The sequence below is a fragment of the Variovorax sp. CCNWLW235 genome (assembly GCF_037204085.1).
GTDB lineage: Bacteria > Pseudomonadota > Gammaproteobacteria > Burkholderiales > Burkholderiaceae_C > Variovorax.
The window spans coordinates 42,444-64,227 of record NZ_JBBCBW010000024.1; the positions used below are offsets into that span (position 1 = coordinate 42,444).

The 21,784-nt window shown below is 66.5% G+C and carries 27 protein-coding genes; 13 read left to right on the plus strand and 14 right to left on the minus strand.

Going from position 1 to position 21,784, the window contains the following annotated elements; genetic code table 11:
• A complete protein-coding gene (locus tag V9L21_RS21940) occupies positions 1 to 777 on the plus strand; it encodes an MBL fold metallo-hydrolase (RefSeq protein WP_337314997.1) in 777 nt (258 codons plus the stop codon).
• 96 nt (positions 778 to 873) lie between these two features.
• Here the strand turns inward: V9L21_RS21940 and V9L21_RS21945 are convergent, their stop codons facing one another.
• The 3 genes from V9L21_RS21945 to V9L21_RS21955 form a co-directional block, all read right to left on the minus strand.
• On the minus strand, positions 874 to 1,149 hold the full coding sequence (locus V9L21_RS21945) for a hypothetical protein (RefSeq protein WP_157614681.1): 276 nt from the start codon (positions 1,147 to 1,149) through the stop codon (positions 874 to 876).
• A gap of 92 nt (positions 1,150 to 1,241) precedes the next feature.
• Positions 1,242 to 1,754, minus strand: coding sequence for a hypothetical protein (locus tag V9L21_RS21950; RefSeq protein WP_337314998.1), 513 nt, complete (start codon positions 1,752 to 1,754; stop codon positions 1,242 to 1,244).
• A complete protein-coding gene (locus V9L21_RS21955; protein ID WP_337314999.1) occupies positions 1,744 to 2,886 on the minus strand; it encodes a JmjC domain-containing protein in 1,143 nt (380 codons plus the stop codon). Before V9L21_RS21955 ends, V9L21_RS21950 begins: the two co-directional genes overlap by 11 nt.
• Positions 2,887 to 2,900: 14 nt before the next feature.
• On the opposite strand from V9L21_RS21955, the gene V9L21_RS21960 reads away from it, so the two are divergent.
• Positions 2,901 to 3,425 (plus strand): FKBP-type peptidyl-prolyl cis-trans isomerase, encoded by a 525-nt coding sequence (locus tag V9L21_RS21960; protein WP_258507792.1) that lies wholly within the window; start codon positions 2,901 to 2,903, stop codon positions 3,423 to 3,425.
• A gap of 89 nt (positions 3,426 to 3,514) precedes the next feature.
• Here the strand turns inward: V9L21_RS21960 and V9L21_RS21965 are convergent, their stop codons facing one another.
• The 4 genes from V9L21_RS21965 to coaBC form a co-directional block, all read right to left on the minus strand.
• On the minus strand, positions 3,515 to 4,015 hold the full coding sequence (locus V9L21_RS21965; protein ID WP_126748983.1) for a glycine zipper 2TM domain-containing protein: 501 nt from the start codon (positions 4,013 to 4,015) through the stop codon (positions 3,515 to 3,517).
• Between the two features lie 189 nt (positions 4,016 to 4,204).
• A complete protein-coding gene (dut, locus tag V9L21_RS21970; RefSeq protein ID WP_021008098.1) occupies positions 4,205 to 4,651 on the minus strand; it encodes a dUTP diphosphatase in 447 nt (148 codons plus the stop codon).
• 2 nt (positions 4,652 to 4,653) lie between these two features.
• Positions 4,654 to 5,094 carry a hypothetical protein gene (locus V9L21_RS21975; RefSeq protein ID WP_337315000.1) on the minus strand — a complete coding sequence of 147 codons (441 nt, stop codon included), beginning with the start codon at positions 5,092 to 5,094 and terminating at the stop codon, positions 4,654 to 4,656.
• Complete coding sequence (gene coaBC / locus V9L21_RS21980) at positions 5,094 to 6,317, minus strand: bifunctional phosphopantothenoylcysteine decarboxylase/phosphopantothenate--cysteine ligase CoaBC (RefSeq protein ID WP_337315001.1); 1,224 nt, start codon at positions 6,315 to 6,317, stop codon at positions 5,094 to 5,096. The genes V9L21_RS21975 and coaBC overlap by 1 nt, the downstream gene beginning before the upstream one ends.
• A 123-nt stretch (positions 6,318 to 6,440) precedes the next feature.
• Here coaBC and V9L21_RS21985 point away from each other — a divergent pair, with 123 nt between their 5' ends.
• The 8 genes from V9L21_RS21985 (at position 6,441) to V9L21_RS22020 (ending at position 13,308) form a co-directional block, all read left to right on the plus strand.
• Positions 6,441 to 8,120 carry a CTP synthase gene (locus V9L21_RS21985; protein ID WP_157614687.1) on the plus strand — a complete coding sequence of 560 codons (1,680 nt, stop codon included), beginning with the start codon at positions 6,441 to 6,443 and terminating at the stop codon, positions 8,118 to 8,120.
• Positions 8,117 to 8,971, plus strand: coding sequence for a 3-deoxy-8-phosphooctulonate synthase (kdsA, locus tag V9L21_RS21990; protein ID WP_337315002.1), 855 nt, complete (start codon positions 8,117 to 8,119; stop codon positions 8,969 to 8,971). Before V9L21_RS21985 ends, kdsA begins: the two co-directional genes overlap by 4 nt.
• Positions 8,972 to 9,000: 29 nt before the next feature.
• Positions 9,001 to 9,306 carry a DUF1330 domain-containing protein gene (locus V9L21_RS21995; RefSeq protein WP_157614689.1) on the plus strand — a complete coding sequence of 102 codons (306 nt, stop codon included), beginning with the start codon at positions 9,001 to 9,003 and terminating at the stop codon, positions 9,304 to 9,306.
• A gap of 27 nt (positions 9,307 to 9,333) precedes the next feature.
• On the plus strand, positions 9,334 to 10,617 hold the full coding sequence (eno, locus tag V9L21_RS22000; RefSeq protein WP_012748543.1) for a phosphopyruvate hydratase: 1,284 nt from the start codon (positions 9,334 to 9,336) through the stop codon (positions 10,615 to 10,617).
• 16 nt (positions 10,618 to 10,633) lie between these two features.
• Entirely contained in the window at positions 10,634 to 10,912 is a 279-nt protein-coding gene (gene ftsB, locus V9L21_RS22005) for a cell division protein FtsB (RefSeq protein ID WP_126748976.1), read from the plus strand.
• A gap of 100 nt (positions 10,913 to 11,012) precedes the next feature.
• Entirely contained in the window at positions 11,013 to 11,636 is a 624-nt protein-coding gene (pnuC, locus tag V9L21_RS22010) for a nicotinamide riboside transporter PnuC (protein ID WP_337315003.1), read from the plus strand.
• A complete protein-coding gene (locus tag V9L21_RS22015) occupies positions 11,633 to 12,331 on the plus strand; it encodes an ATP-binding protein (protein ID WP_337315004.1) in 699 nt (232 codons plus the stop codon). Before pnuC ends, V9L21_RS22015 begins: the two co-directional genes overlap by 4 nt.
• Positions 12,331 to 13,308 carry a hypothetical protein gene (locus V9L21_RS22020; protein ID WP_337315005.1) on the plus strand — a complete coding sequence of 326 codons (978 nt, stop codon included), beginning with the start codon at positions 12,331 to 12,333 and terminating at the stop codon, positions 13,306 to 13,308. The genes V9L21_RS22015 and V9L21_RS22020 overlap by 1 nt, the downstream gene beginning before the upstream one ends.
• 38 nt (positions 13,309 to 13,346) lie before the next feature.
• Here the strand turns inward: V9L21_RS22020 and V9L21_RS22025 are convergent, their stop codons facing one another.
• Positions 13,347 to 14,144, minus strand: coding sequence for an AraC family transcriptional regulator (locus V9L21_RS22025; protein WP_337315006.1), 798 nt, complete (start codon positions 14,142 to 14,144; stop codon positions 13,347 to 13,349).
• A 144-nt stretch (positions 14,145 to 14,288) separates the two neighbouring features.
• Here V9L21_RS22025 and V9L21_RS22030 point away from each other — a divergent pair, with 144 nt between their 5' ends.
• Positions 14,289 to 15,068, plus strand: a complete 780-nt coding sequence (locus tag V9L21_RS22030) for an SDR family oxidoreductase (protein WP_337315007.1) — start codon at positions 14,289 to 14,291, stop codon at positions 15,066 to 15,068.
• A 29-nt stretch (positions 15,069 to 15,097) separates the two neighbouring features.
• Positions 15,098 to 15,964, plus strand: a complete 867-nt coding sequence (locus V9L21_RS22035; protein ID WP_337315008.1) for an NAD(P)-dependent oxidoreductase — start codon at positions 15,098 to 15,100, stop codon at positions 15,962 to 15,964.
• A 22-nt stretch (positions 15,965 to 15,986) separates the two neighbouring features.
• On the opposite strand, the gene hslO is transcribed toward V9L21_RS22035, so the two are convergent.
• Both hslO and V9L21_RS22045 read right to left on the minus strand, forming a co-directional pair.
• On the minus strand, positions 15,987 to 17,003 hold the full coding sequence (hslO, locus tag V9L21_RS22040) for an Hsp33 family molecular chaperone HslO (RefSeq protein ID WP_337315009.1): 1,017 nt from the start codon (positions 17,001 to 17,003) through the stop codon (positions 15,987 to 15,989).
• 33 nt (positions 17,004 to 17,036) lie between these two features.
• Entirely contained in the window at positions 17,037 to 17,561 is a 525-nt protein-coding gene (locus V9L21_RS22045; RefSeq protein WP_157614698.1) for a gamma carbonic anhydrase family protein, read from the minus strand.
• A gap of 41 nt (positions 17,562 to 17,602) precedes the next feature.
• Here V9L21_RS22045 and V9L21_RS22050 point away from each other — a divergent pair, with 41 nt between their 5' ends.
• Positions 17,603 to 18,418, plus strand: coding sequence for a ferritin-like domain-containing protein (locus tag V9L21_RS22050; protein WP_337315010.1), 816 nt, complete (start codon positions 17,603 to 17,605; stop codon positions 18,416 to 18,418).
• 14 nt (positions 18,419 to 18,432) lie between these two features.
• Here V9L21_RS22050 and V9L21_RS22055 read toward each other — a convergent pair whose 3' ends face one another.
• From V9L21_RS22055 to V9L21_RS22070, 4 genes are all read right to left on the minus strand, one after another.
• Positions 18,433 to 18,909, minus strand: a complete 477-nt coding sequence (locus V9L21_RS22055) for a MaoC family dehydratase (protein ID WP_337315011.1) — start codon at positions 18,907 to 18,909, stop codon at positions 18,433 to 18,435.
• 38 nt (positions 18,910 to 18,947) lie between these two features.
• Positions 18,948 to 20,081, minus strand: a complete 1,134-nt coding sequence (locus V9L21_RS22060; RefSeq protein ID WP_337315012.1) for a thiolase family protein — start codon at positions 20,079 to 20,081, stop codon at positions 18,948 to 18,950.
• Between the two features lie 91 nt (positions 20,082 to 20,172).
• A complete protein-coding gene (locus V9L21_RS22065; protein ID WP_337315013.1) occupies positions 20,173 to 20,751 on the minus strand; it encodes a TetR/AcrR family transcriptional regulator in 579 nt (192 codons plus the stop codon).
• Positions 20,752 to 20,796: 45 nt separating this feature from the next.
• The gene (locus tag V9L21_RS22070; protein ID WP_337315014.1) at positions 20,797 to 21,774 is read right to left on the minus strand and encodes a Bug family tripartite tricarboxylate transporter substrate binding protein; all 978 of its coding nucleotides are present in this window, start codon (positions 21,772 to 21,774) and stop codon (positions 20,797 to 20,799) included.
• Positions 21,775 to 21,784 lie beyond the last annotated feature (10 nt).

Sequence of the window (21,784 nt, forward strand, 5' to 3'; positions counted from 1 at the left end):
ATGCTCCGCTTCCGAAGCCTCGGCAGCGGCAGCACGGGCAATGCCGCGCTGGTCGAAGCGACCAGCGGCGGCCGCACCTCCCGGCTCCTGATCGACTGCGGCTTCGGCCTGCGGCAACTCGATCTGCGGCTTGCCAAGGCAGGCCTCGCAGCCACCGATATCGACGCGATCTTTGTCACGCACGAGCACGGCGACCACATCGGCTGCGCCCACTCGCTGTCGCGGCGCAACCGCATTCCCGTGTGGATGAGCGAAGGCACCTGGCTTGCCACCGGCGGGCGCGACTTCGAAGGGCGGCTCAACCTGGCACGCGACGACGCCGAGTTTGCGGTCGGCGACATTGCGGTGCAGCCCTTTACCGTGCCGCACGACGCACGCGAGCCGCTGCAGCTGCGCTGCTCCGACGGCGCGCGAACGCTGGGCGTGCTCACCGACCTGGGCCATGCCACGGCCCATGTGCTCTCAAGGCTCAGCGGCGTGCACGCGCTGCTGCTCGAGTTCAACCACGACAGCGAACTGCTCGCCAATTCGGCCTATCCGGCTTTCCTGAAACTGCGTGTCGGCGGCAAGCACGGCCACCTGTCGAATGAAGCCGCCGCGGACATTGCACGCGCGGTTCGGCACGAGGGGCTGCGCCACGTGGTTGCGGCGCATCTGAGCGAGCAGAACAACCGCCCCGACATCGTGCGGCGCCTCATGGCCGATGCCCTTGGGGGCCATGAGGCCGAGATGCTCACGGCCAGTGCATCGGAAGGCTCGCCCTGGCTGGACGTCTGATCGTTCGCCTCTTGCCCGCTCCGGGGCACCATGCAAAAAGCCGCCATGAGGCGGCTTTTTTGCTGGGTGAATGAAAGCCCGCTGGGGCGTTCGTCGTTACTGCTTCGGCGCTTCGTTCTTCTTGGCAGCCTCTGTGGCGGCATTGGCCGCATCGAGGGCCGAGGAAGCGCCCGGCGAAGGCGTTGTTGCGGCGGACGGATCGGTGGTCGTCGAGGGCGCCGGAGCAGCCGCGGGCGGTGCGGGAGCCGGTTCGGTCACCGGTGCGGGCGGCGGGGTCACAACCGCCGGCGCAGCATCCTCTTTCTTTCCGCAAGCCACGAGTGCGGCGGCGGCGATCAACGAGGCCAGCAGGACGGATGACGGCTTCTTCATGGAAACTCCTTTGCAATGAATGTCTGGACGAAAAAATTCTAGACCCGCATCACTGCCCGTTTGTGTCTCGCGCCCTCATTCGCGGCATTGGCTTACAAGCCCAGTGTCGATGCCGGAAACGCGGGCCGCCCCGCTCGCCATGACTCATCGATGGCTTCCCGCAACTCGCGCCGCGCACGCGGGTCGAAGCCGCTCACGCCGCGGCTGCGCTCGGGGTCGGTGCGGTGGGCGCACCACTCGGGCGTCCATATGGCACTGGGCACCGCATTGCTGCCTTCCGCGCGCACCACGCGGCACTCGATGATGTGATCCCACATGCGGCGCCAGGGAACGAAGCGTGCATGAATACGTTCGACTACATCGAAGCGCTGTGCCAGCAGAACGAAGCGGCGGCCGGAGGCCGACCAGGCCTGAAGCGCCTCGATGCTCGCGCGCTCGCCCAGGGGCCAATCCGCAAAGTCGGGGTCGCTCAAGACCAGTTCCCTCCAGCCCTGCCGGGCCGCGGCGGAAAGCGCGGCCCGCACAAGGCCTTCGAAGGCTTCGCGGCCATCGAACCGGCCTTCGGGCAAGAGCGGTTCTGCCGCCGCCGTAGGTTCAATCGGCATGCAGCCACCCTGCCTCGCACCACTCGGCCAGCAGCGCGAGCGCGCCGCTGCTTGCGCGCGCCAGTTCGCGCGGGCCGAGCGCGCGCTGGTCGGCCAACCTGCGCATCAGCGTTGCATCGGCACCGCCGGCGCGAAAGCTTTCGCCGTTGATGTAGAGATGCCTCGCGTCGTAAAGCATGCGCGTGCGGCGGTCGAGCGCCACGCTGCGCGGCACATCCGGCGCTTCGGTGCCTTCGTCGAACCAGACATTGGCCTTGGGCTCGGTGAGCGATTCACCCAGCGCACGGTCGATTGCGTCGGGGTCGCGCAGCGCGGCATCGACCGCCTTGCGCGCAAAGGCCTGCAGCGCGGCGGGCATGGCGGCCGGCGCCTCGACCGCGGGTTGGGCAGGATCGCGGTAGCGCGCCAGCTCCGCGGGGCCGGCATCTTCCAGGGCTTCGGAGTAGGCCTGGGCCATGCGCGCCAGCAGGTCGGCGCCGAGCTCGCCCGCGGCGGACGAGCGCAGGCCGATGGAGCAGGTCATGCAGTCGTCGCCGACGGCCACGCCGTCATGCGCATAGCGCGGCGGCAGATAGAGCATGTCGCCCGGCTCGAGCACAAAGCTTTGCTCGGGCTCGAATTGCTCGAGGATCTTGAGCGGCACGCCTTGCTGCAGGCGCAAGTCGCTCTGCTTGCCGATCGACCAGCGCCGCGTGCCCTGCGCCTGAAGCAGAAACACGTCGTAGCTGTCGAAATGCGCGCCCACGCCGCCCTTGTCGCTGGCGTAGCTGATCATGAGGTCGTCCAGCCGTGCGTCGGGCAGAAAGCGAAACTGCTGCAGAAGCGCATGCACGCCGTCGTGATGCAGGTCGACGCCCTGCACCAGCAGCGTCCATTCGGGCTGCTTGAGCGGCGGCAGCGCGCGGCGCGCGAGCGGCCCGTGCTTAAGTGTCCAACCGTTATTGCCGTGTCGGATGAGGCGCGATTCCACGTCCTCGCGCTCGGCCAGGGCAAAGAGCGCGCTGCGCTCGATCGGTGGCACCATGGCGGGTATGGCCTGGCGCACGAGCAAGGGCTTTTTCTGCCAATACCGCCGCATGAACTGCGCGGCGCTCAGGCCGCCGAGCAACGGCAGCGGTTGTGTAATCTCCATGGGAGAATTCTGCAATGGAAATCTCTGAACAATGCGTGGTCGGCCTGACCTGGACGATGAAAGACACTTTGGGCGAAGTGCTGGACGTGCTCGACGAGCCCGTGGAATTCATGGTGGGGGGCGACGACCTCTTCGACGTGATCGAAGCCGCCCTGCAGGGCCACGAACCCGGCGCTCGGGTGCAACTGCAGCTGGAGCCTGAGCAAGGCTTTGGCGACTTCAACGATCAGCTGCTCTTTCTCGAGCCCCGTTCGCTGTTCCCTGAAGGTACGGAAGAAGGCATGACCTTCGACGGCGCCGCGCTGCCCAAGGGCGTGAGCGAGGACATGCCCAAGGACGTGATCTACACCGTGGCCGAGATCTACCCCGACCACCTGGTGCTCGACGGCAACCATCCGCTCGCGGGCATTGCGATCCGGCTCGACATCACGGTGCGTTCGGTGCGCGAAGCCACCGAAGAAGAAGTCGGCAGCGGAACGGCAGGCACGGCCTTTTTCAAGGTGCCGCCGACCGCCCCCGGCAACGATCTGCTGCACTGAAACCGGCGAACGGGAAAACTGCTGCAGCCAACAAAAAGCCGGGCACTGCCCGGCTTTTTGTTGCTCGCGAAAGCACCCCGAAAACCGACCTACATGCGCGAGAGCTGGCCGTTGTCGATGCGCACGCGGTCGCCGATGCGCAGGTCGCCCGGATGCTGCACGTCGAACGCACGGTAGCCGCCGCGATCGGTTTGCACCGAGATGCGATAGCTCTCGTAGGCGCGCGGCCCGTTGTTCTGGGCTTCGATGGTGTTGCCCAGGAGTGCGCCGCCCACGATGCCCAGGGCAGTTGCCGCGGCACGGCCGCTGCCGTGGCCAAACTGGTTGCCCACCACGCCGCCGACGACACCGCCTGCCACCGCGCCACCGCCGGTGGTGCCGGTGCCTCGGGTTTCGCTGCGCAGCACTTCGATGTTGGCCACATGGCCGTATTCGACGTACGCCGCTTCCTGGTATGGAACGGCCTGCGGCGGTGCCTGGTAGGGATAGCGCGTCGTGTGATAGACCGGCGCGGGAGCGACGCAGGCCGTGAGCGTGGCAAGTGCCAGCACGGAAGCGCCAATGGAAACGAAGCGCGTTGAGATTTTCATGTTGATGGCTCCTCGGAAATAGCCGGTGCATCCGAATGCACCAAGCCTAAGCTTGTGTTTAACGCCGTTCCCGCAAGCGGGATGACGCCCGACACACACCGGCATGTAGGAGCGCGCCGCGAGCTGACGGGTTCCGATCTTTACTGGCCCGATACGATTCCGGCCACCAGGGAGTGGTCGGCGACGTTGTCAGTGCTTGCCGGTCGACCCGTAGCCGCCTTCGCCGCGTTGCGAGGCTGCAAATTCTGTGACCACGCGAAACTGCGCCTGCACCACCGGCACGATCACGAGTTGCGCAAGCCGCTCCATCGGCTGGAGTACAAAAGGCGTGTCGCTGCGGTTCCAGGCGCTGATCTTCAGCTCGCCCTGGTAGTCGCTGTCGATCAGGCCCACGAGATTGCCCAGCACGATGCCGTGCTTGTGGCCAAGGCCCGAGCGCGGAAGAATCAGCGCCGCATAGGCCGGGTCGGCCAGGTGGATCGCGATGCCCGTGCCAACGAGTTGCCAGGCATTGGGCTCCAGCGTGATGGGCGCATCGAGGCAGGCCCTGAGATCGAGCCCTGCGCTGCCGGGCGTGGCATAGGCGGGCAATTGATCCACCATGCGTGGATCGAGGATACGGACGTCTACTTTCACTTCTACTTGCCTTGCTTTTGTTGCTGTTCTCTTTGCTTGCGGGCGGCTTCCTCGAGCACCTGCTGCCACTTGGCGACGCCGGGCGTGAGCTTCAGGCCCTTGAACTTGCTGAAGAGCCAGAACGCAGCCCCTGCCAGCAAGACCAGCGCGAAAAACGGCACGCCGGCCGACCACAGCACCAGCAGCACCAGCCCGCCTACCGCGGCCATCACCTTGAGCGCCCCGGGCGTGAACGTCCCGGCCGGCGCGGCGGTGTCCTCGTTCGAAGCCGACCGCCGCTGCGCCGCAGCGCCGCCCTGCGCGCCCGGCGCGGGCGTGATGCCGACGTCCAGCCCATGGTCGCCGTCGTGCGCGGCCCGCTTGGGCAATGCGGCCTGGGCCGACAGCCGTTCCACATAGCTGGCGAAATCGCCGTTCGGCGGCGTGTTCCATTGGGGATTCATCAGACTCTCCAGTCGGGCAGGCGTGCGGCAATCTCGGTCATGAGCTCGCGCGCCAGGGTGAGCTTGGGCGCGCGCGGCAACTCGCGGGTGCCGTTGGCATCCACCAGCAGCAGCGCATTGTCGTCCTGGCCGAAGGTCAGCGGGCCGATGTTTCCGACCAGGAGCGGAATCCCCTTGCGCTGGCGCTTGGCCTTGGCGTGCTCGGCCAGGTTCTCGCTCTCGGCCGCGAACCCCACGCAGAACAGCTTGCGCGACTGCGCGCGCTCGCTCTTGGCCACCGCAAGGAGGATGTCGGGGTTCTCGACGAAATTCAGCACGGGCGTCTTGCCGCTCCCGTCCTTCTTGATCTTTTGTTCGCTGTGCGTGGCAGGGCGCCAGTCCGCCACCGCGGCCGTCGCTACAAAAATGCTAGCAGACTGCGCCGCGCGCATCGTCGCGTCGAGCATGTCCTGCGCCGAGAGCACGTCGATGCGGCTCACCCCGCGCGGGGTCGGCAAATGCACCGGTCCGGCCACCAGCGTGACCTGGGCGCCGGCCTCATGCGCGGCGCGCGCAATGGCAAAGCCCATCTTGCCGGACGAATGGTTGGTAATGCCGCGTATCGGATCGAGCGGCTCGAAAGTGGGCCCCGCGGTGACGAGCAGCTTGTGGCCCGCAAGAAGCTTGGGCGCGAAGAAGGCGGTGATGTCTTCGAGCAGCTGCGCCGGCTCCAGCATGCGGCCGTCACCCGTCTCGCCGCAGGCCTGCCAGCCGCTGCCCACGCCGAGCACCGTGGCCCCGTCGGCCGACACCTGCATGAGATTGCGCTGGGTGGCGGGGTGCGCCCACATCTCGCGGTTCATGGCCGGGGCGATCAGAAGCGGCACGCGCTCCATCGGGCGTGCCAGGCACATCAGGCTCAGCAGGTCGTCGGCCCTGCCCTGCACGAGCCGCGCAATGAAGTCGGCGCTGCAGGGCGCGAGCACGATGGCATCGGCCTCGCGGCTCAGGTTGATGTGCGGCATGTTGTTGGGCTCGCGCGTGTCCCACTGCGAGGTGTAGACCGTACGCCCCGAAAGCGCCTGCATCGTGACCGGCGTGATGAACTGCTCGGCCGCCTCGGTCATCACGACCTGGACGGTGGCGCCCGCCTTCACGAACAGGCGGCACAGCTCCGCCGACTTGTAGCAGGCGATACCACCGGTAAGGCCCAGGACGATGTGTTTGCCGGCGAGATCTTGCATGAGTCATATTGTTGCTCACATACCGACAAGATCAGGAATGGGATGGCCCTGCTCTGAAGGGACGCAAAGGGGACACCTATAATCGGAATTTCCCACTGCCCGGATCTATGGTCCGGAACTGGCATGACCAAATTTGTCTTCGTCACCGGTGGTGTCGTATCTTCCCTTGGCAAGGGAATCGCCTCCGCCTCCCTCGCCGCGATCCTCGAATCGCGCGGCCTCAAGGTCACCCTCATCAAGCTCGATCCGTACATCAATGTCGACCCCGGCACGATGTCACCGTTCCAGCATGGCGAAGTGTTCGTTACCGACGACGGCGCCGAAACCGACCTCGACCTCGGCCACTACGAGCGCTTCATCACCACGCGGATGCGCAAGGCCAACAACTTCACGACCGGCCAGATCTACAAGACCGTGCTCGAGAAAGAGCGCCGCGGCGACTACCTCGGCAAGACGGTGCAGGTGATCCCGCACATCACCAACGAAATCCAGGAATACATCAAGCGCGGCGCCGGCCTCGGCACCCCGCATGAGGTCGACGTGGCCATCGTCGAAATCGGCGGCACCGTGGGCGACATCGAGTCGCTGCCCTTCCTGGAAGCCGTGCGCCAGATGAGCCTGCGCATGGGCCCGAACAACTCGGCCTTCGTGCACCTGAGCTACGTGCCCTGGATTGCCGCCGCCGGCGAGCTCAAGACCAAGCCCACGCAGCACACCGCCAAGGAGTTGCGCGCCATCGGCATCCAGGCCGACGCGCTGCTGTGCCGCGCCGACCGCCCGATTCCCGACGACGAGCGCGCCAAGATCTCGCTGTTCTCGAACGTGCCCGAATGGGGCGTCATCTCGATGTGGGACGTGGACACCATCTACAAGGTGCCGCGCATGCTGCACGAGCAGGGCCTCGATGGCCTTATCTGCGACAAGCTGCGCATCAACACGCCGCCGGCCAAGCTCAACCGCTGGGACGAACTGGTCTACGAGGTCGAGCATCCGCAGCAGGAAGTGAGCATTGCCATGGTCGGCAAGTACGTCGACCTGTCGGACAGCTACAAGTCGCTGAACGAAGCACTGCGCCACGCCGGCATGAAGAACCATGCGCGCGTGAAGATCGACTACATCGACTCCGAAACCATTTCGCCGCAAGACGTTTCGCGCCTTGCCAAGTACGACGCCATCCTGGTGCCCGGCGGTTTCGGCCAGCGCGGCGTCGAGGGCAAGATCTCGGCCGCCCGCTTTGCGCGCGAAGGCAAGGTGCCCTACCTCGGCATCTGCCTGGGCATGCAGGTGGCCACCATCGAATACGCGCGCCATGTGGCGGGCCTGAAGAACGCGAACAGCACCGAGTTCGACCCCGAGACGCCCTGCCCCGTGATCGCGCTGATCACCGAGTGGAAGGACGCCGACGGCACCGTGAAGACGCGCAACGAGAAGTCCGACCTCGGCGGCACCATGCGCCTTGGTGCGCAAAGCTCCGACGTTTCGGCCGGCACGCTGGCCCACAGCATCTACGGCGACGTGGTGACCGAGCGCCACCGCCACCGCTACGAAGCCAACGTCAACTACCTGGACGAACTGCGCGCCGCCGGCCTGGTGATTTCCGCGCTCACCCAGCGCGAGCACCTCACCGAAATCGTCGAGCTGCCGCAGGACGTGCATCCCTGGTACATGGGCGTGCAGTTCCACCCTGAATTCAAGTCGACCCCATGGAGCGGCCATCCGCTCTTCAACGCCTTCATCAAGGCGGCGCTCGACCACAAGGCCCGCAGCGCGGGCGGCACGAAAAACCTGAAGGCAGTCGCATGAAACTCTGCGGATTCGACATCGGGCTGGACCAGCCCTTCTTCCTGATCGCCGGCCCTTGCGTGGTCGAATCCGAGCAACTGCAGATGGACACGGCCGGCACGCTGAAGGAAATCACTTCCTCGCTCGGCATTCCGTTCATCTTCAAGAGCAGCTTCGACAAGGCCAATCGCTCTTCGGGCACCAGCTTCCGCGGTCCTGGCCGCGAGAAGGGCCTCGAAATCCTGGCCAAGGTGAAACGCGAACTCGGCCTGCCCGTGCTGACGGACGTGCACACCGAAGACGACATCACCGAGGCCGCCAAGGTGGTCGACGTGCTGCAGACCCCCGCCTTCCTGTGCCGCCAGACCGATTTCATTCGCGCGGTGGCGCAGTCGGGCAAGCCGGTGAACATCAAGAAGGGCCAGTTCCTTGCGCCGCACGACATGAAGAACGTGATCGACAAGGCGCGCGCGGCCGCCAAGGAAGCGGGCCTGCCCGAAGACAGCTTCATGGCCTGCGAGCGCGGCGCGAGCTTTGGTTACAACAACCTGGTGTCGGACATGCGTTCGCTCGCCATCATGCGCGAGACTGGCGCACCCGTGGTGTTCGATGCCACGCACTCGGTGCAGCTGCCGGGCGGCCAGGGCACGAGCTCGGGCGGCCAGCGCGAAATGGTGCCGGTGCTGGCACGGGCTGCCATCGCGGTTGGCGTGGCCGGCGTTTTCATGGAAACGCACCCCGACCCTGCCAAGGCCTTGAGCGACGGCCCCAACGCCGTGCCGCTCAAGCACATGAAGGCCCTGCTGGAAACGCTGCTCGAGCTGGACCGCATCACCAAGAAGAACGGCTTCCTCGAAAGCTCTTTCAACTGAGCCCCGCAACAAGACTATTGGAGAACACCGTGGCCCCTGCTTACATCATCGTCGACATGAAGATCACCGACCCCGAGCAGTACAAGCAGTACATGGCCGCCGCCCCCGACGCGGTGAAGGCAGCGGGCGGCGAGTACCTGGTGCGCGGCGGCCGCTTCGAGACCATGGAAGGCAACTGGCAGCCCGCGCGCGTGGCCATGTTGCGTTTCCCCAGCTATGAGAAGGCCAAGGCTTTCTACGACGACGAGTTGTACCGTGCTGCGCGCGCCAAGCGTGCCGGCGCGACCGAATTCTTCAATATGGTTCTGGTCGAGGGCGTTTCCGCCCCGGTCTGAGATTCAGTTCAAAACGAAAGGCAATAAGTGAGTGCAATCGTAGACATCGTCGGCCGCGAAATCCTCGACAGCCGAGGCAACCCCACAGTCGAGTGCGACGTGCTGCTCGAATCGGGCACCATGGGCCGCGCAGCCGTGCCTTCGGGCGCATCGACCGGTTCGCGCGAAGCCATCGAGCTGCGCGACGGCGACAAGAAGCGCTATCTCGGCAAGGGCGTGCTCAAGGCGGTGGAGAACATCAACACCGAGATCTCGGAATCCGTGCTTGGCCTCGACGCCAGCGAGCAGGCCTTTCTCGACCGCACGATGATCGACCTGGACGGCACCGACAACAAGGGCCGCCTGGGCGCCAACGCGACCCTCGCCGTTTCGATGGCCGTGGCACGCGCCGCGGCCGAAGAGTCGGGCCTGCCGCTGTACCGCTACTTCGGTGGCATGGGCGGCATGCAGCTGCCGGTGCCGATGATGAACGTGATCAACGGCGGCGCGCACGCCAACAACAGCCTCGATCTGCAAGAGTTCATGATCATCCCCGTGGGTGCACCGAGCTTCCGCGAAGCCGTGCGCTACGGCGCCGAGGTGTTCCACGCGCTCAAGAAAATTCTGGGCGACCGCGGCATCAGCACGGCGGTGGGCGACGAAGGCGGTTTCGCGCCCAGCGTCGAAAGCCATGAAGCGGCCATCCAGCTGATTCTCGAAGCCATCGACAAGGCCGGCTTCGTGGCGGGCGAGCAGATTGCGCTCGGCCTCGACTGCGCCGCCAGCGAGTTCTACAAGGACGGCAACTACGTGCTCTCCGGCGAGAACCTCACGCTGTCGGCCGGCAACTGGGCCGACATGCTGGCCACCTGGGTCGACAAGTACCCGATCATCAGCATTGAAGACGGCATGCACGAAGGCGACTGGGACGGCTGGAAGCTGCTCACCGAACGCCTGGGCAAGCGCGTGCAGCTGGTGGGCGACGACCTGTTCGTCACCAACACCAAGATCCTGCAGGAAGGCATCGACAAGGGCATTGCCAACTCGATCCTGATCAAGATCAACCAGATCGGCACGCTGACCGAAACCTTCGCCGCCATCGAAATGGCCAAGCGCGCGGGCTACACGGCCGTCATTTCGCACCGCTCGGGCGAAACCGAAGACAGCACCATTGCCGACATCGCGGTGGGCACCAACGCCGGCCAGATCAAGACCGGGTCGCTCTCGCGCTCCGACCGCATCGCCAAGTACAACCAGCTGCTGCGCATCGAGGAAGACCTCGGCGACATCGCCAGCTACCCTGGCCGCGGCGCGTTCTACAACCTGAAGTAGCGCTCGGCACCGCGGCATGCGCTCGCGCCTCGTTCCACCCATCGTGCTGTTGCTGCTGCTGGTCATCCTGCAGTGGCAGCTGTGGAACGGGCGCGGCAGCGTGCGCGATGTGTCGCAGCTGCAAACCAAGCTGGCCGCGCAGAAAGAGGCCAACGCCAAGGCCGCGGTCACCAACGAGCGGCTGGCTTCGGAGGTCAACGACCTCAAGGTCGGCCTTGAAATGGTCGAAGAGCGTGCGCGGCAAGAATTGGGCATGGTCAAGCCCAACGAAGTGTTCGTTCAAGTGACTCACTGAATATGGCCCCCACGCTCGGCACTGCGTGTCCTCGCTGCCCCCCGAGGGGGCCGCTCGCGCCTTGGGGCGGCCCGGCGGCGCTCGACGCCTGACTCCGCTGATGCCCGAGTTCTTCTCGGCCCCCGCCTTCGCGCTCTGGGGCTCACCGGTCAGCTGGCTCGAACTCGTCGCTGCCGTGCTGGCGCTGGCCATGGTCGGCTGCAACATGCGCGAAATCCATTGGGGCTGGCCGCTCGCAATCGTCAGCTCGCTGCTCTACGTGGCGGTGTTTGCAGAGGCGCGCATCTATGGCGACGCCTCGCTCCAGGTGTTCTTCGCGGTCGTGGCGTTCTGGGGCTGGTTCCAGTGGCTGCGGGGCCATCGTGCCGACGGCAGCGTATTGCGTGTGAGCCGGCTTTCGCCGCGCGGCATAGCGTTTGCGCTCGTGGCCTGCGCGGTGGCGTGGCCCGCGGTCGCCCTCTTCCTGCGCCGCTTCACCGACAGCGATGTGCCCTGGTGGGACGGCTTTGCCACGGGGCTCAGCCTGGTCGGCCAGTTCCTGCTCGGGCGCAAGTTCATCGAGAACTGGCTGGTATGGCTGGCGGTGAACGTCGTGAGCGCGGGCCTGTTCATCCACAAGGGCCTGTGGCTCACGGTCGGGCTCTATGCGGTGTTCGCGGTGCTCAGCGTGGCGGGTTTTCTTGCCTGGCGCTCGCGCATGCACGACGAGGCCGCGCGCGCATGACGCCCGCGTTGCCCGCCGGCTGCGTCATTGCGCTGCTCGGCGCCGAGAGCACGGGCAAGACCGAACTCGCCCGCGCGCTCGTGCAGCGCCTTCGGGAGCGCGGCATTGCGGCCACGCTGGTGACCGAGTACCTGCGCGAGTGGTGCGAGCGCGAAGGCCGCACGCCCCGTCCCGACGAACAACGCGCCATCGCCGACGAGCAGACGCGCCGCATCGATGCCGCGGCCGCCTCGGGCGTGGTGGTGGCCGACACCACGGCGCTCATGACCGCGGTGTACAGCGAGCAACTGTTCGGCGACACCTCGCTTTACGCCGATGCGCTCTCCGCCCAGCGGCGCTACGCCATCACCCTGCTCACTGCGCTCGACATCCCCTGGGTTGCCGATGCGATGCGCGACGGCGACCACGCGCGCGAGCCGACAGACACGCTGGTGCGCGCGGCGTTGTCGGGCGCCGGGCTTTCATTCGCCGTGGTGCATGGCAGCGGCGGTGAAAGGCTCTCCAATGCCTGGAACGCCATCATTTCCATCGCAGGCAGCGAAGGCCAGGCACGGGCGAGAGGCCGCGGCGACGCGAAACCCACCTCCTGGTCATGGCCTTGCGAGAAATGCTCCGACCCGGAATGCGAACATCGTCTGTTCAGCGACCTGCTCGGCCGCCGCGACAACCCGTCAAACCCCAGTTCGGAGATCTGATGTTCCCGCTTGGTATCTCTCGTCTTGCCCGTCTTCTTTGTCTCGTCGGCCCGGCCCTGCTGGCAGCCGGAACCGCTACGGCGGCGCCGGTCGCAGCCACGGTGGAAAACGCCACCACGACCACCGCCTGCGCCGAAGAAGACAACGTCTCGCTGGTGCTGCGCGGCGAAGGCATCCGGCGCATGCGCATCGAGGCGCTGCAGCCGGCGTACCTGGACAGCATCAGCAAGGACGTCACTGCGCCCGACTTCTCGGGCTGCAACTTCGACGGCGGTGCCCACCCCAGCGATCCCGCGCACAAGTTCAAGCCGCGCCGCGTGGTGCTGCTCGACGACGCGCAGTGGCGCATCGTCGGCATGACGCTGCCCAGCTTCTGGCGCCCGCAGCAGGTGCCGGTGCGCGTGGGCGCGCGTACCGACCGCGGCTTTCACCTGCTGCAGGTCTTCCGCAAGGAAGAAGGCAAGGTGCTCGAGGCGCTGGTGCTTTACCCAGCCGACGGCTACTGGCGCATCAAGCCGCTGCCGGAAGAACGCTTCGGCGACGGCGTCTACGGCTCGTCGTTCCTGCTCGGCCCGGTCGAGCAAGGCAGCCGGCCGGTGGTGGACATCGCCTCGATTCGCATCGTGCCCAAACCCCTCGCCATTCACCTGCGCTTTGCCAGGGGCGGCAGCGCCGTAGCCAAGGTGTCCGAAATCAGCCGTACGCGCACCGCGCTCGACGTCAGGCTTTCTTCGCCGACCGCGGATGCGCGACCCTTCGCGGTGCTGCGTTCGATGTATGTGGCACCGGACAACGCGGACGTGAGCGAAGTGCGCTGGCGGGAGTCGCCCGACACGGCAGAGCAGGCGCTGTCCCTGCCCGATGTGAAGACACTGAGCGGCACGCAGATGCGCTTCGGACGCAGCCTGCCTTCGCGCCACAACACGAGCGCACCCGACATCGCGTTCAGCGACTTCGACGACGCGGTTCCGCGCTGACCAGCGCGCCCGCGGGCGCCGTTGACTGACAGCGCGGCCTAGCCGGCGCGCCGAACGTCGCTCGGCGTGACACCGAGCACACGGCGCATGCAGCGCGCCATGTGGCTCTGGTGCGAAAACCCGCTCTCCAGCGCCACCTGGCTCGCGGCCATCCCGCTGCGCACCAGCAGGCTGCGCGCGCGGTCGACACGCCGGTGAACCACGTACTCGTGCACCGGCAGGCCCGTGGAGCGCTTGAATTGCGTCTTCAGGTGAGAGGCGCTCAGGCCCGCCACCTCGGCCAGCCTGGCCAGCGAAAGATCGCCTTCGAGGTGGGTTTCGATGTAGTCCGTCACGCGGCGCAGCTGCGGCCGGGTGAGCCCATGCACCGGCGCGGCTTCACGCTGCCGCTGCCCGCCGAGCAGGTGCGCTGCCAGCGCAATGCCCAGGCTGTCCGTGTAGAGGGTGCCGTTGGGAAAGCCGGCGCGCCTCTCGGCATCGAGCGCCCAGAGAATGTGCTCGATGTGCGCGTCGCGCAGTTGGTGGCGCTCCACCAGGCTCGCGCGGTCGGCCGGCAGTTCCATTTCTTCGGCGGTGCGCCGCAGCAGCGAAGGCGGCATGCGCACGACCAGCGACGTGCTCGCGGTTTCTTCGTGCCAGACGTCGGAGGTGCCGGCTGGCAGGATGTCGATGTCCCCGCGCGTGTAGCGGAACTTGTGCAGCTTGCAGGCGCCGTTGACGGGCGCACCCGCATGCACCTTGATGCGGTGGTCGGGCACGGCTTCGAAGCCGACCACGCCGCCGGGCGTGTGGCGCACGTGCACGTTCAGATGGGTGTCGGAGGGAGCGTGGCTCATCGGGTAATTATCCGGTGCTCGGGCAAGGCGTGCTCGCGCGTCTTCGGCCATTCGTGCTGCACCGTGGCCGAATGTGCGCGACCGAGCCGGCCGCCTTCCGGATCATCCGCTGTCATGAACACAACCATTCAAGACACCCGATCCATGGACACCCCAGCGAACAGCAGATACGCCGGCAAGAAGGCCGTCATCACCGGCGGCACCCTCGGCATGGGCTTGGCCACCGCGCAGGCGCTGCTCGAAGGCGGCGCCGAAGTGCTCGTGACCGGCCTGAACCCGAAAAACCTGGAGGCCGCGCGCCGCACGCTGGGCCCTCGCGCCCATGTCGTCGCGTCGGACACCGGCTCGCTAACCGACATCGACGCACTCGCGGCGCTCGCCCGGGAAAAGCTCGGCCACATCGACCTGCTGCACATCAACGCTGGCATTTCGACGCTGGAGCCTTTCGAGCAGGTGACCGAAGCGGGCTACGACCGCGCCTTCGCGATCAACACCAAGGGCCCGTTTTTCACCGTGCAGCGCCTGGTGCCGCTGATGCGTGCGGGGGGCGCGATCGTCGTCACCTCCTCCATCGCAGACAAAGGCGGCATGCACGGGCTGAGCGTCTACAGCGCGACCAAGGCGGCGCTGCGTTCCTTCGCCTCGGGCTTTGCCGCGGAGCTGGTGGGGCGCGGCATCCGGGTGAACGTCGTGAGCCCGGGCTTCATCGACACGCCCACGCTCGGCATTGCCGATGCGACGGCCGAAGAGCGCGCCGAATTCATCCGCCTGGGCGACCAGATCACGCCGATGCGGCGTCACGGCACGGCCGAAGAGGTGGCGCGCGCGGTGCTCTTCTTCGCCTTCGAGGCGACCTTCACGACCGGGGCGCGGCTCACCGTCGATGGCGGGCTGGGCCAGAACCTCACACCGGCCGCTGCCTGAATTCGCAATCAAGAAAAGGAAGAAAGAACATGACCGACGTTTCTCTCATCGGCCTCGGCCCCATGGGCATCGCACTCGCGCGGGCTCTTCAACCCGGCCACACGCTGACCGTCTGGAACCGCACTGCCGAACGCGCCGAACCCATCCTGAACCAAGGCACCGTGCTCGCGCCCAATGCCCTCGCCGCTGTTCAAGCCAGCCCCGTGGTGCTGATCTGCGTGGCCGACTACGCGGCGTCCCGATCGATCCTCGCGATGCCCGGCGTGGCCGATGCCCTGCGCGGCAAGGTGCTGGTGCAACTGAGCACCGGCACGCCGCAGGATGCGCGCGACGACTGGGCCGCCTTGAGCGGCGTGGCCTACCTCGACGGCGCCCTGCTCGCCACGCCCGGCCAGATCGGTCGGCCCGACACGCCGCTCTTCATTTCCGGCGAAGAGCGCGCGCTGACTGCCTGCCGGCCGGTGCTCGAAGCCATTGCCGGCAACATCCTGTACATGGGCGAGCCCATCGGCAATGCAGCGGCGTGGGACCTGGCCACGCTCTCCTGCATGTTCGGCGCCATGAGCGGGTTCTTCCACGGCGTGCGCATCTGCGAATCGGAAGGGCTGCAGGTGAACGAGTTCTCGCAGATGATCGGCGCGATTTCTCCGGTGCTCGGCGAAATGATCAATGCCGAGGGGCAAGCCATTCACGCCGGCCGCTACGGCGAACCCGAAAGCTCGATGGCCACCTGCGCGGGCTCCGGCCGGCTCTTCGTGAAGCAGGCACGCGAGGCGAAGCTCGATGCGAGCTTTCCCGATTTCCTGATGGGCTTGTTCGACCGCGCGCTGGACGCAGGCTTGGCCAACGAGCGGCTGGCCGCCATGGTCAAGGTGCTGCGGCAGCCCGCCCGATGAAGATGCAGGCCCCGCGAGCTGCTTACTGCACGACGGGGCTTGCGGGAACCTGGTCGCCCGGCGGCCTGAAGATCTGGGCGGTGTCGACGGCATCGAAGCGATACTGCTTTCCGCAGAAGTCGCAGCCCACCTCGATGTCGCCGCGCTCGGCAAGAATTTCCTCGGCCTCTTCCACGCCGAGGCCGCGGATCATCTGCGCCACGCGATCGCGGCCGCAGGTGCATGCGAAATGCGGCCCCAGCAGGCCGGCCTGCGGCTCGAAGCGCAGCAATTTTTCTTCCCAGAACAGGCGGCGAAGAATGGTCTCGACGTCGAGCGTGAGCAGCTCGTCGCGCGTCAGTGTCGACGCAAGAATCGAGATGCGGTTGTAGTCCTCGTTGCGGCCGATCTGGTCTTCGTTGGCCTGGTCGTGGTCTTTGCCGGAAGTGCCGGAAGAACCAGGCGCGCCTTCGAGGTTGCCCTCGCCCTTCACCGGCAGGCGCTGGATCAAGAGGCCCGCGGCCACCTTGTCGTCGGCCGCGAGCACCAGCGTGGTGTCGAGCTGTTCGCTCTGCAGCATGTAGTGCTGCAGCACGTCGCTGAGCTTGCCGAGCTTCTCGCCTTCGTCGTCGAAGAGCGGCACCACGCCCTGGTACGGCGTTGTGCCCGGCAGCTTGTCCTTCGGGTCGAGCGTGATCGCGCAGCGGCCCTTGTTGTTCTCGTTGACCATGTCGGGCAGGCGCGCGTCGGCCGGCAGCTCGCCGATGACCTTGGCAGTGGCACGCAGGCTCAGGTCCGGCTTGGCCTCGGCCACAGCCACCTTGACCGGACCGTCGCCGAAGATCTGCAGGATCAACGAGCCGTTGAACTTGATGTTGGCCTGCATCAGCGTGGCCGCCGCCGTCATTTCGCCGAGCAGCTCGGCCACGGGCGGCGGATAGGCGCCGGTGGTGGTGTTGGAGGCGCGCCGCGCCAGGATTTCCTGCCACGCATCTGTCAGGCGCACGATCACGCCGCGCACCGGCAGGCCATCGAACAGGAATTTGTGCAGCTCGCTCAAAACGGATTCTTCTTTCTGTTGGGCCTGCGCGGGTCAGGCGATTTTCTTGAGGCCCTTCGCATAGCGAACGGCGTTCTGTACGTAATGGTCGGAGCCGTGGCGCAAGCGGGCGGCGTCTTCGTCGCTGATCGTGCGCATGACCTTGGCGGGCGAACCGAAGATCAGCGAGTTGTCTGGAAACTCCTTGCCCTCGGTCACGACGCTGCCGGCGCCGACAATCGAGTTGCGGCCGATCTTCGCGTTATTCAAGACCACGGCCTGGATGCCGATCAGCGAGTTGTCGCCGATGGTGCAGCCGTGCAGCATGACCTGGTGGCCGATGGTGACGTTCTCGCCGATGGTCAGGGGGCTGCCGGGGTCCGAGTGCAGCATCGACATGTCCTGCACGTTGCTGTTGCGGCCGATGGTCATCGTCTCGTTGTCTCCGCGCAGCACCGCGCCAAACCAGATGCTCGCGTTTTCACCCAACTTCACGTTGCCGATCACTTCCGCGCTGTCGGCCACCCATGCGCCGGTGCCAAGTTGCGGCGCAACGCCATCGAGTTCATAAAGGGCCATCGTGAAGGTCTCCGAGCGGGGCAAAAACTAGAATTGTAGGGATGCACCCCCGATTGAGCGCGTTGGCCGCGCTGCGACTGACCGACCCTGAAGCCAAGGTGGCTGCGACGCGCGCCACGGCTGCACTGGCAGCTACCGAATCCATAGCACTTGAACCCCTGCGCACCGAAGGGGACGACCTTGGCGTGCCGGGCCGCCCCGAAAAGCCGGTGCGCGTGGCTGCTACCGCCGTGCAAAAGCGCTCGCCCTTCACGCCCGAGGGCCGCGCCGCGCTGATCCATTCGATCTGCCACATCGAGTTCAATGCCATCAACCTTGCGCTCGATGCGGTGTGGCGCTACGACGGCATGCCCGAGGCCTACTACCGCGACTGGCTGCGCGTGGCCGACGAGGAGGCCCAGCACTTCACGCTGCTGCATGCGCACCTGCAGGGCATGGGATACCGATACGGCGACTTCCCGGGCCACGACGGGCTCTGGAGCATGTGCGAGAAGACCAAGGACGACGTGCTCGCGCGCATGGCGCTGGTGCCGCGCACGCTCGAGGCCCGCGGGCTCGACGCCACGCCGCTCATCCAGGCCAAGCTCAAACGCGTCAACACGCCCGATGCGCTGCGCGCGGTCGAGATCCTCGACGTCATCCTGCGCGATGAAGTGGGCCACGTGGCCATCGGCAACCGCTGGTACCGCTGGCTTTGCGAGCGCGCCGGCCGCGACCCGGAACGGACCTACCCCGAACTCGTGGCGCATTACGAAGCGCCGCGCCTGAAACCGCCGTTCAACTTCGAGGCACGCGAGCGCGCCGGCTTCAGCGCCGAAGAGATGCGCGCGCTTTCGGCCGGCGGCAAGACTGAATAGAAGAAGAGACCGGCCTACGCAGGCTTGGCGTGCACCACCAGCTTGGGCGCGAAGTTCTGCAGCACATCGCCGTTCTGGTTGAGCGTGCGGCAGCGCATCGTCACCATCGCGCGGCCGGGCTTTGAACGCGACGGGACGATTTCAACCACCTCGCCCTCCACATGCAGCACGTCGCCCGGCCGCGTGGGCTTGGGCCATTGCAGTTCGCCGCCCGAACCGATGATGCCGTCGGCCAGCGGAATGCCGCTCTCGACCAGCAGCTTCATCGTGAGTGCCGCCGTGTGCCAGCCGCTCGCCGCGAGCCCGCCGAAGAAGGTGTTCTTCGCGGCCTCTTCGTCGGTGTGGAAAGGCTGCGGATCGAACTGGAGCGCAAAGGCCTTGATCTGCGCCGCGTCCAGCGTGTGTTCGCCGCTGCGAAAACGGTCGCCGACCGACAGGTCTTCGAGGTACAGCGCGCGCTTGGCGCCGGTGTCGTCAGGGAGTGCCGCCATGAGGGTTCCTTGTAGTGCCTGCGCGCATTCTCCAGCCTTCAGACCCGTTCGAGGATGGTGGCAATGCCCTGCCCGCCGCCGATGCATTGCGTGGCCAGCGCGTAGCGGCCTTTCTCGCGCGTCAGCAGGGCCGCGGCCTTGCCGGTGATGCGCGCACCCGTCGCGCCCAGCGGATGGCCGATGGCCAGGCCGCCGCCGTCGAGATTGACCTTGGCCAGATCGAGGCCCAGGTCGCGAATGCAGGCCAGCGCCTGCGACGAGAACGCTTCGTTGAGTTCGATCACGTCGAGATCCGCGGCAGTCAGGCCCGCACGGGCCAACGCCTTGCGCGTCGCAGGGATCGGACCGATGCCCATGATCGCCGGATCCACGCCCACGGTTGCGAAGGACCTGATGCGGGCCAGCGGCTGCAGGTTGTGCTTTGCTGCAAAGGCGTCGCTGGTGACGAGAACGACCGCAGCGCCATCGGTGAGCGGCGACGAGGTGCCGGCGGTTACCACGCCATCGGGACGGAACGCCGGCTTCAGGCCCGCCAGCGCCTCGGCCGAGGTGCTCGGGCGGATGCAGCCGTCCGCATCGACCATGTCACCAGATGCGAGCCGCACCGGCACGATTTCGCCTGCCAAGCGGCCTTCAGCGCGCGCGGCGGCGGCCTTGCGGTGCGATTCGACGGCAAAGGCCTCCTGGTCGGCACGGCTCACGTTCCAGCGCTGCGCAACGTTCTCGGCCGTCTCGCCCATCGAGATGTAGGCGTCGGTGCCTTCCTTCAGCTCCGGGTTGGGCGAGAAATTGAAGCCGCCCTGCGGCACCATCGTCATCGACTCCACGCCCACGCACAGGAAGGCCTCGCCCATGCCTGCCTCGATCTGCGCCGCGGCAATATGCACCGCCTGCATCGACGAGCCGCAGAAGCGGTTCACCGTCATGCCGCCCACCTCATGCGGCAGCCCCGCGAGCAGCCCGACGATGCGTGCAAGGTTGTTGCCTTGCGAGGCTTCGGGGTAGGCGCAGCCGAGGACGATGTCTTCGAGCAGCGCGGGGTCCAGATCCGTGCTCTGCAGCAGGCCGCTCACCACGCCGGCGGCCAGCGTGTCGGGGCGAACCTCCGCAAGTGCGCCCTTCTTCGCGAAGTGGAACGGCGAGCGGGCGTAGGCGGAAATGACTGCTTTCATGAAGATGCTCCTTATGACAAACCTACCATCCAATCGGTAGGCAACAGGGCCAAAATAAGCACGCCGATGCGTGCCTGCGATCCGCCCGGCGTCAACCAGGCAATGAACTCCTGAGCTGCGCGATGGCTTCGTCGAAGTCTTCGGCGCGACCCGTCATGCGCGACGCGAGCAGCGCGCCCTGGCACACCGAGAACACATAGGCCGCCAGCGATGCCGCCGATGCGCCCTTCTTGTGCCCGGCCGGAGCCAGCGCGCCGAGCACGCCGGTGAGCCACAGCACCTGCGTGTTGCGCAGCTCCTGCACGGCCTGGCGCAGTTCGTCGTTGATGCAATCCCAGCCGGGCGTCAACGCCCCTGCCGGGCACATGCCCGAACCCGCCTTGAGCGTGTTGCGGTACATGCGGAAATAGGATTCGAGGGCATCCTTCGGCGTGCGCACCTTTGCGGCCTCCCAGTTCTTGAAAAGCTGCGTGGCCTCGCGGATCACCGCGATGCCCAGCGCCTCCTTGGTGGGAAAGTGGTGATACAGGCTCGCCTTGCGAATGCCGACCGCATCGGCCACATCCTGGAAGCTGAAGCCCAGGTAAGAGCGCGTTTCGATCAATGAGCGCGCCACCGCGAGGATCTGCTCGCGGGTGCTGCCGGTGGCAAGGGCTGTGGCGCTGGACATCTACCTACTATAAGGTAGGGAACAACGGTCCTGCAAGCGACAGGGTCAATCGGCCTTGATGTTCGCCGCCTTGATGATCCGCCCGTTGGCCTCGAACTCCGAAGCGATCTCCTTCGCAAAGGCGGCCGGCGTGCCGCCGGTGGGCACGTTGTCGGTGGCCGTGAGCTTGGCGCGCAGCTCGGGGCTGGCCAGTGCCTTGTTGATCTCGGCGTTGTATTTCGCAATCAGCGCGGGCGGCGTTGCCGCGGGCGCGAACACACCGAACAGCGAGTTGATGTTTGCGGCGTTGTAGCCAAGCTCGCCCAGCGTGGGCACCTGCGGCAGGCTCTCGAGCCGCGCGGGTGCGCCCACCGCCAGCGGACGCAGCTTGCCCGACTGGATGTGCGACGAAAGCGTGGGACTCGCGTTGGTCGAGAGAATTTCGAACTGCCCACCCAGCGCGTCGTTGAGCTGCTGGCCGCCGCCTTTGTAGGGAACGTGCGTGATGTCCACGCCCGTGGCCGCCCTTACCTGCTCCAGCACGATGTGGCCGAGCGACGCCGGACCCGAAGTGGCCCAGCGCACCGCGCCCGGCTGCGCCTTGGCATCGGCGATGAGCGCACGGAAATCCTTCGACTTGCTGGCCGGCGTGGCAATCAGCAGCACCGGCGAATACATCACGCTCGAAACGGGCGCGATATCTTTCAGTGGATCGAAGGGCAGCTTGCCCAGGTGCGGGCTCAGCACCAGCGGGCTGATGGCCGAGAAGCCGAGCGTGGCGCCGTCAGGCGCGGCCTTGGCCACGGCGTCCATGCCGATGGCGCCGCTCGCGCCGGCGCGGTTTTCCACCACCACCGTGGTGCCGAGCTGCGCGGCAAGCTTGTCGCCGAGCGCGCGCGCCACCACGTCGCTGACGCCGCCCGCGGGGTACGCCACGATGAGGCGGATAGTCTTGGGAGCGGTTTGGGCCTGCGCGCCCGCGGCGGCTGCGCAGCAAAGCGCCAGAGCGGCAAGGCGCCGCGACGGCTTGAACGAAAAATGCATATCGGATCCG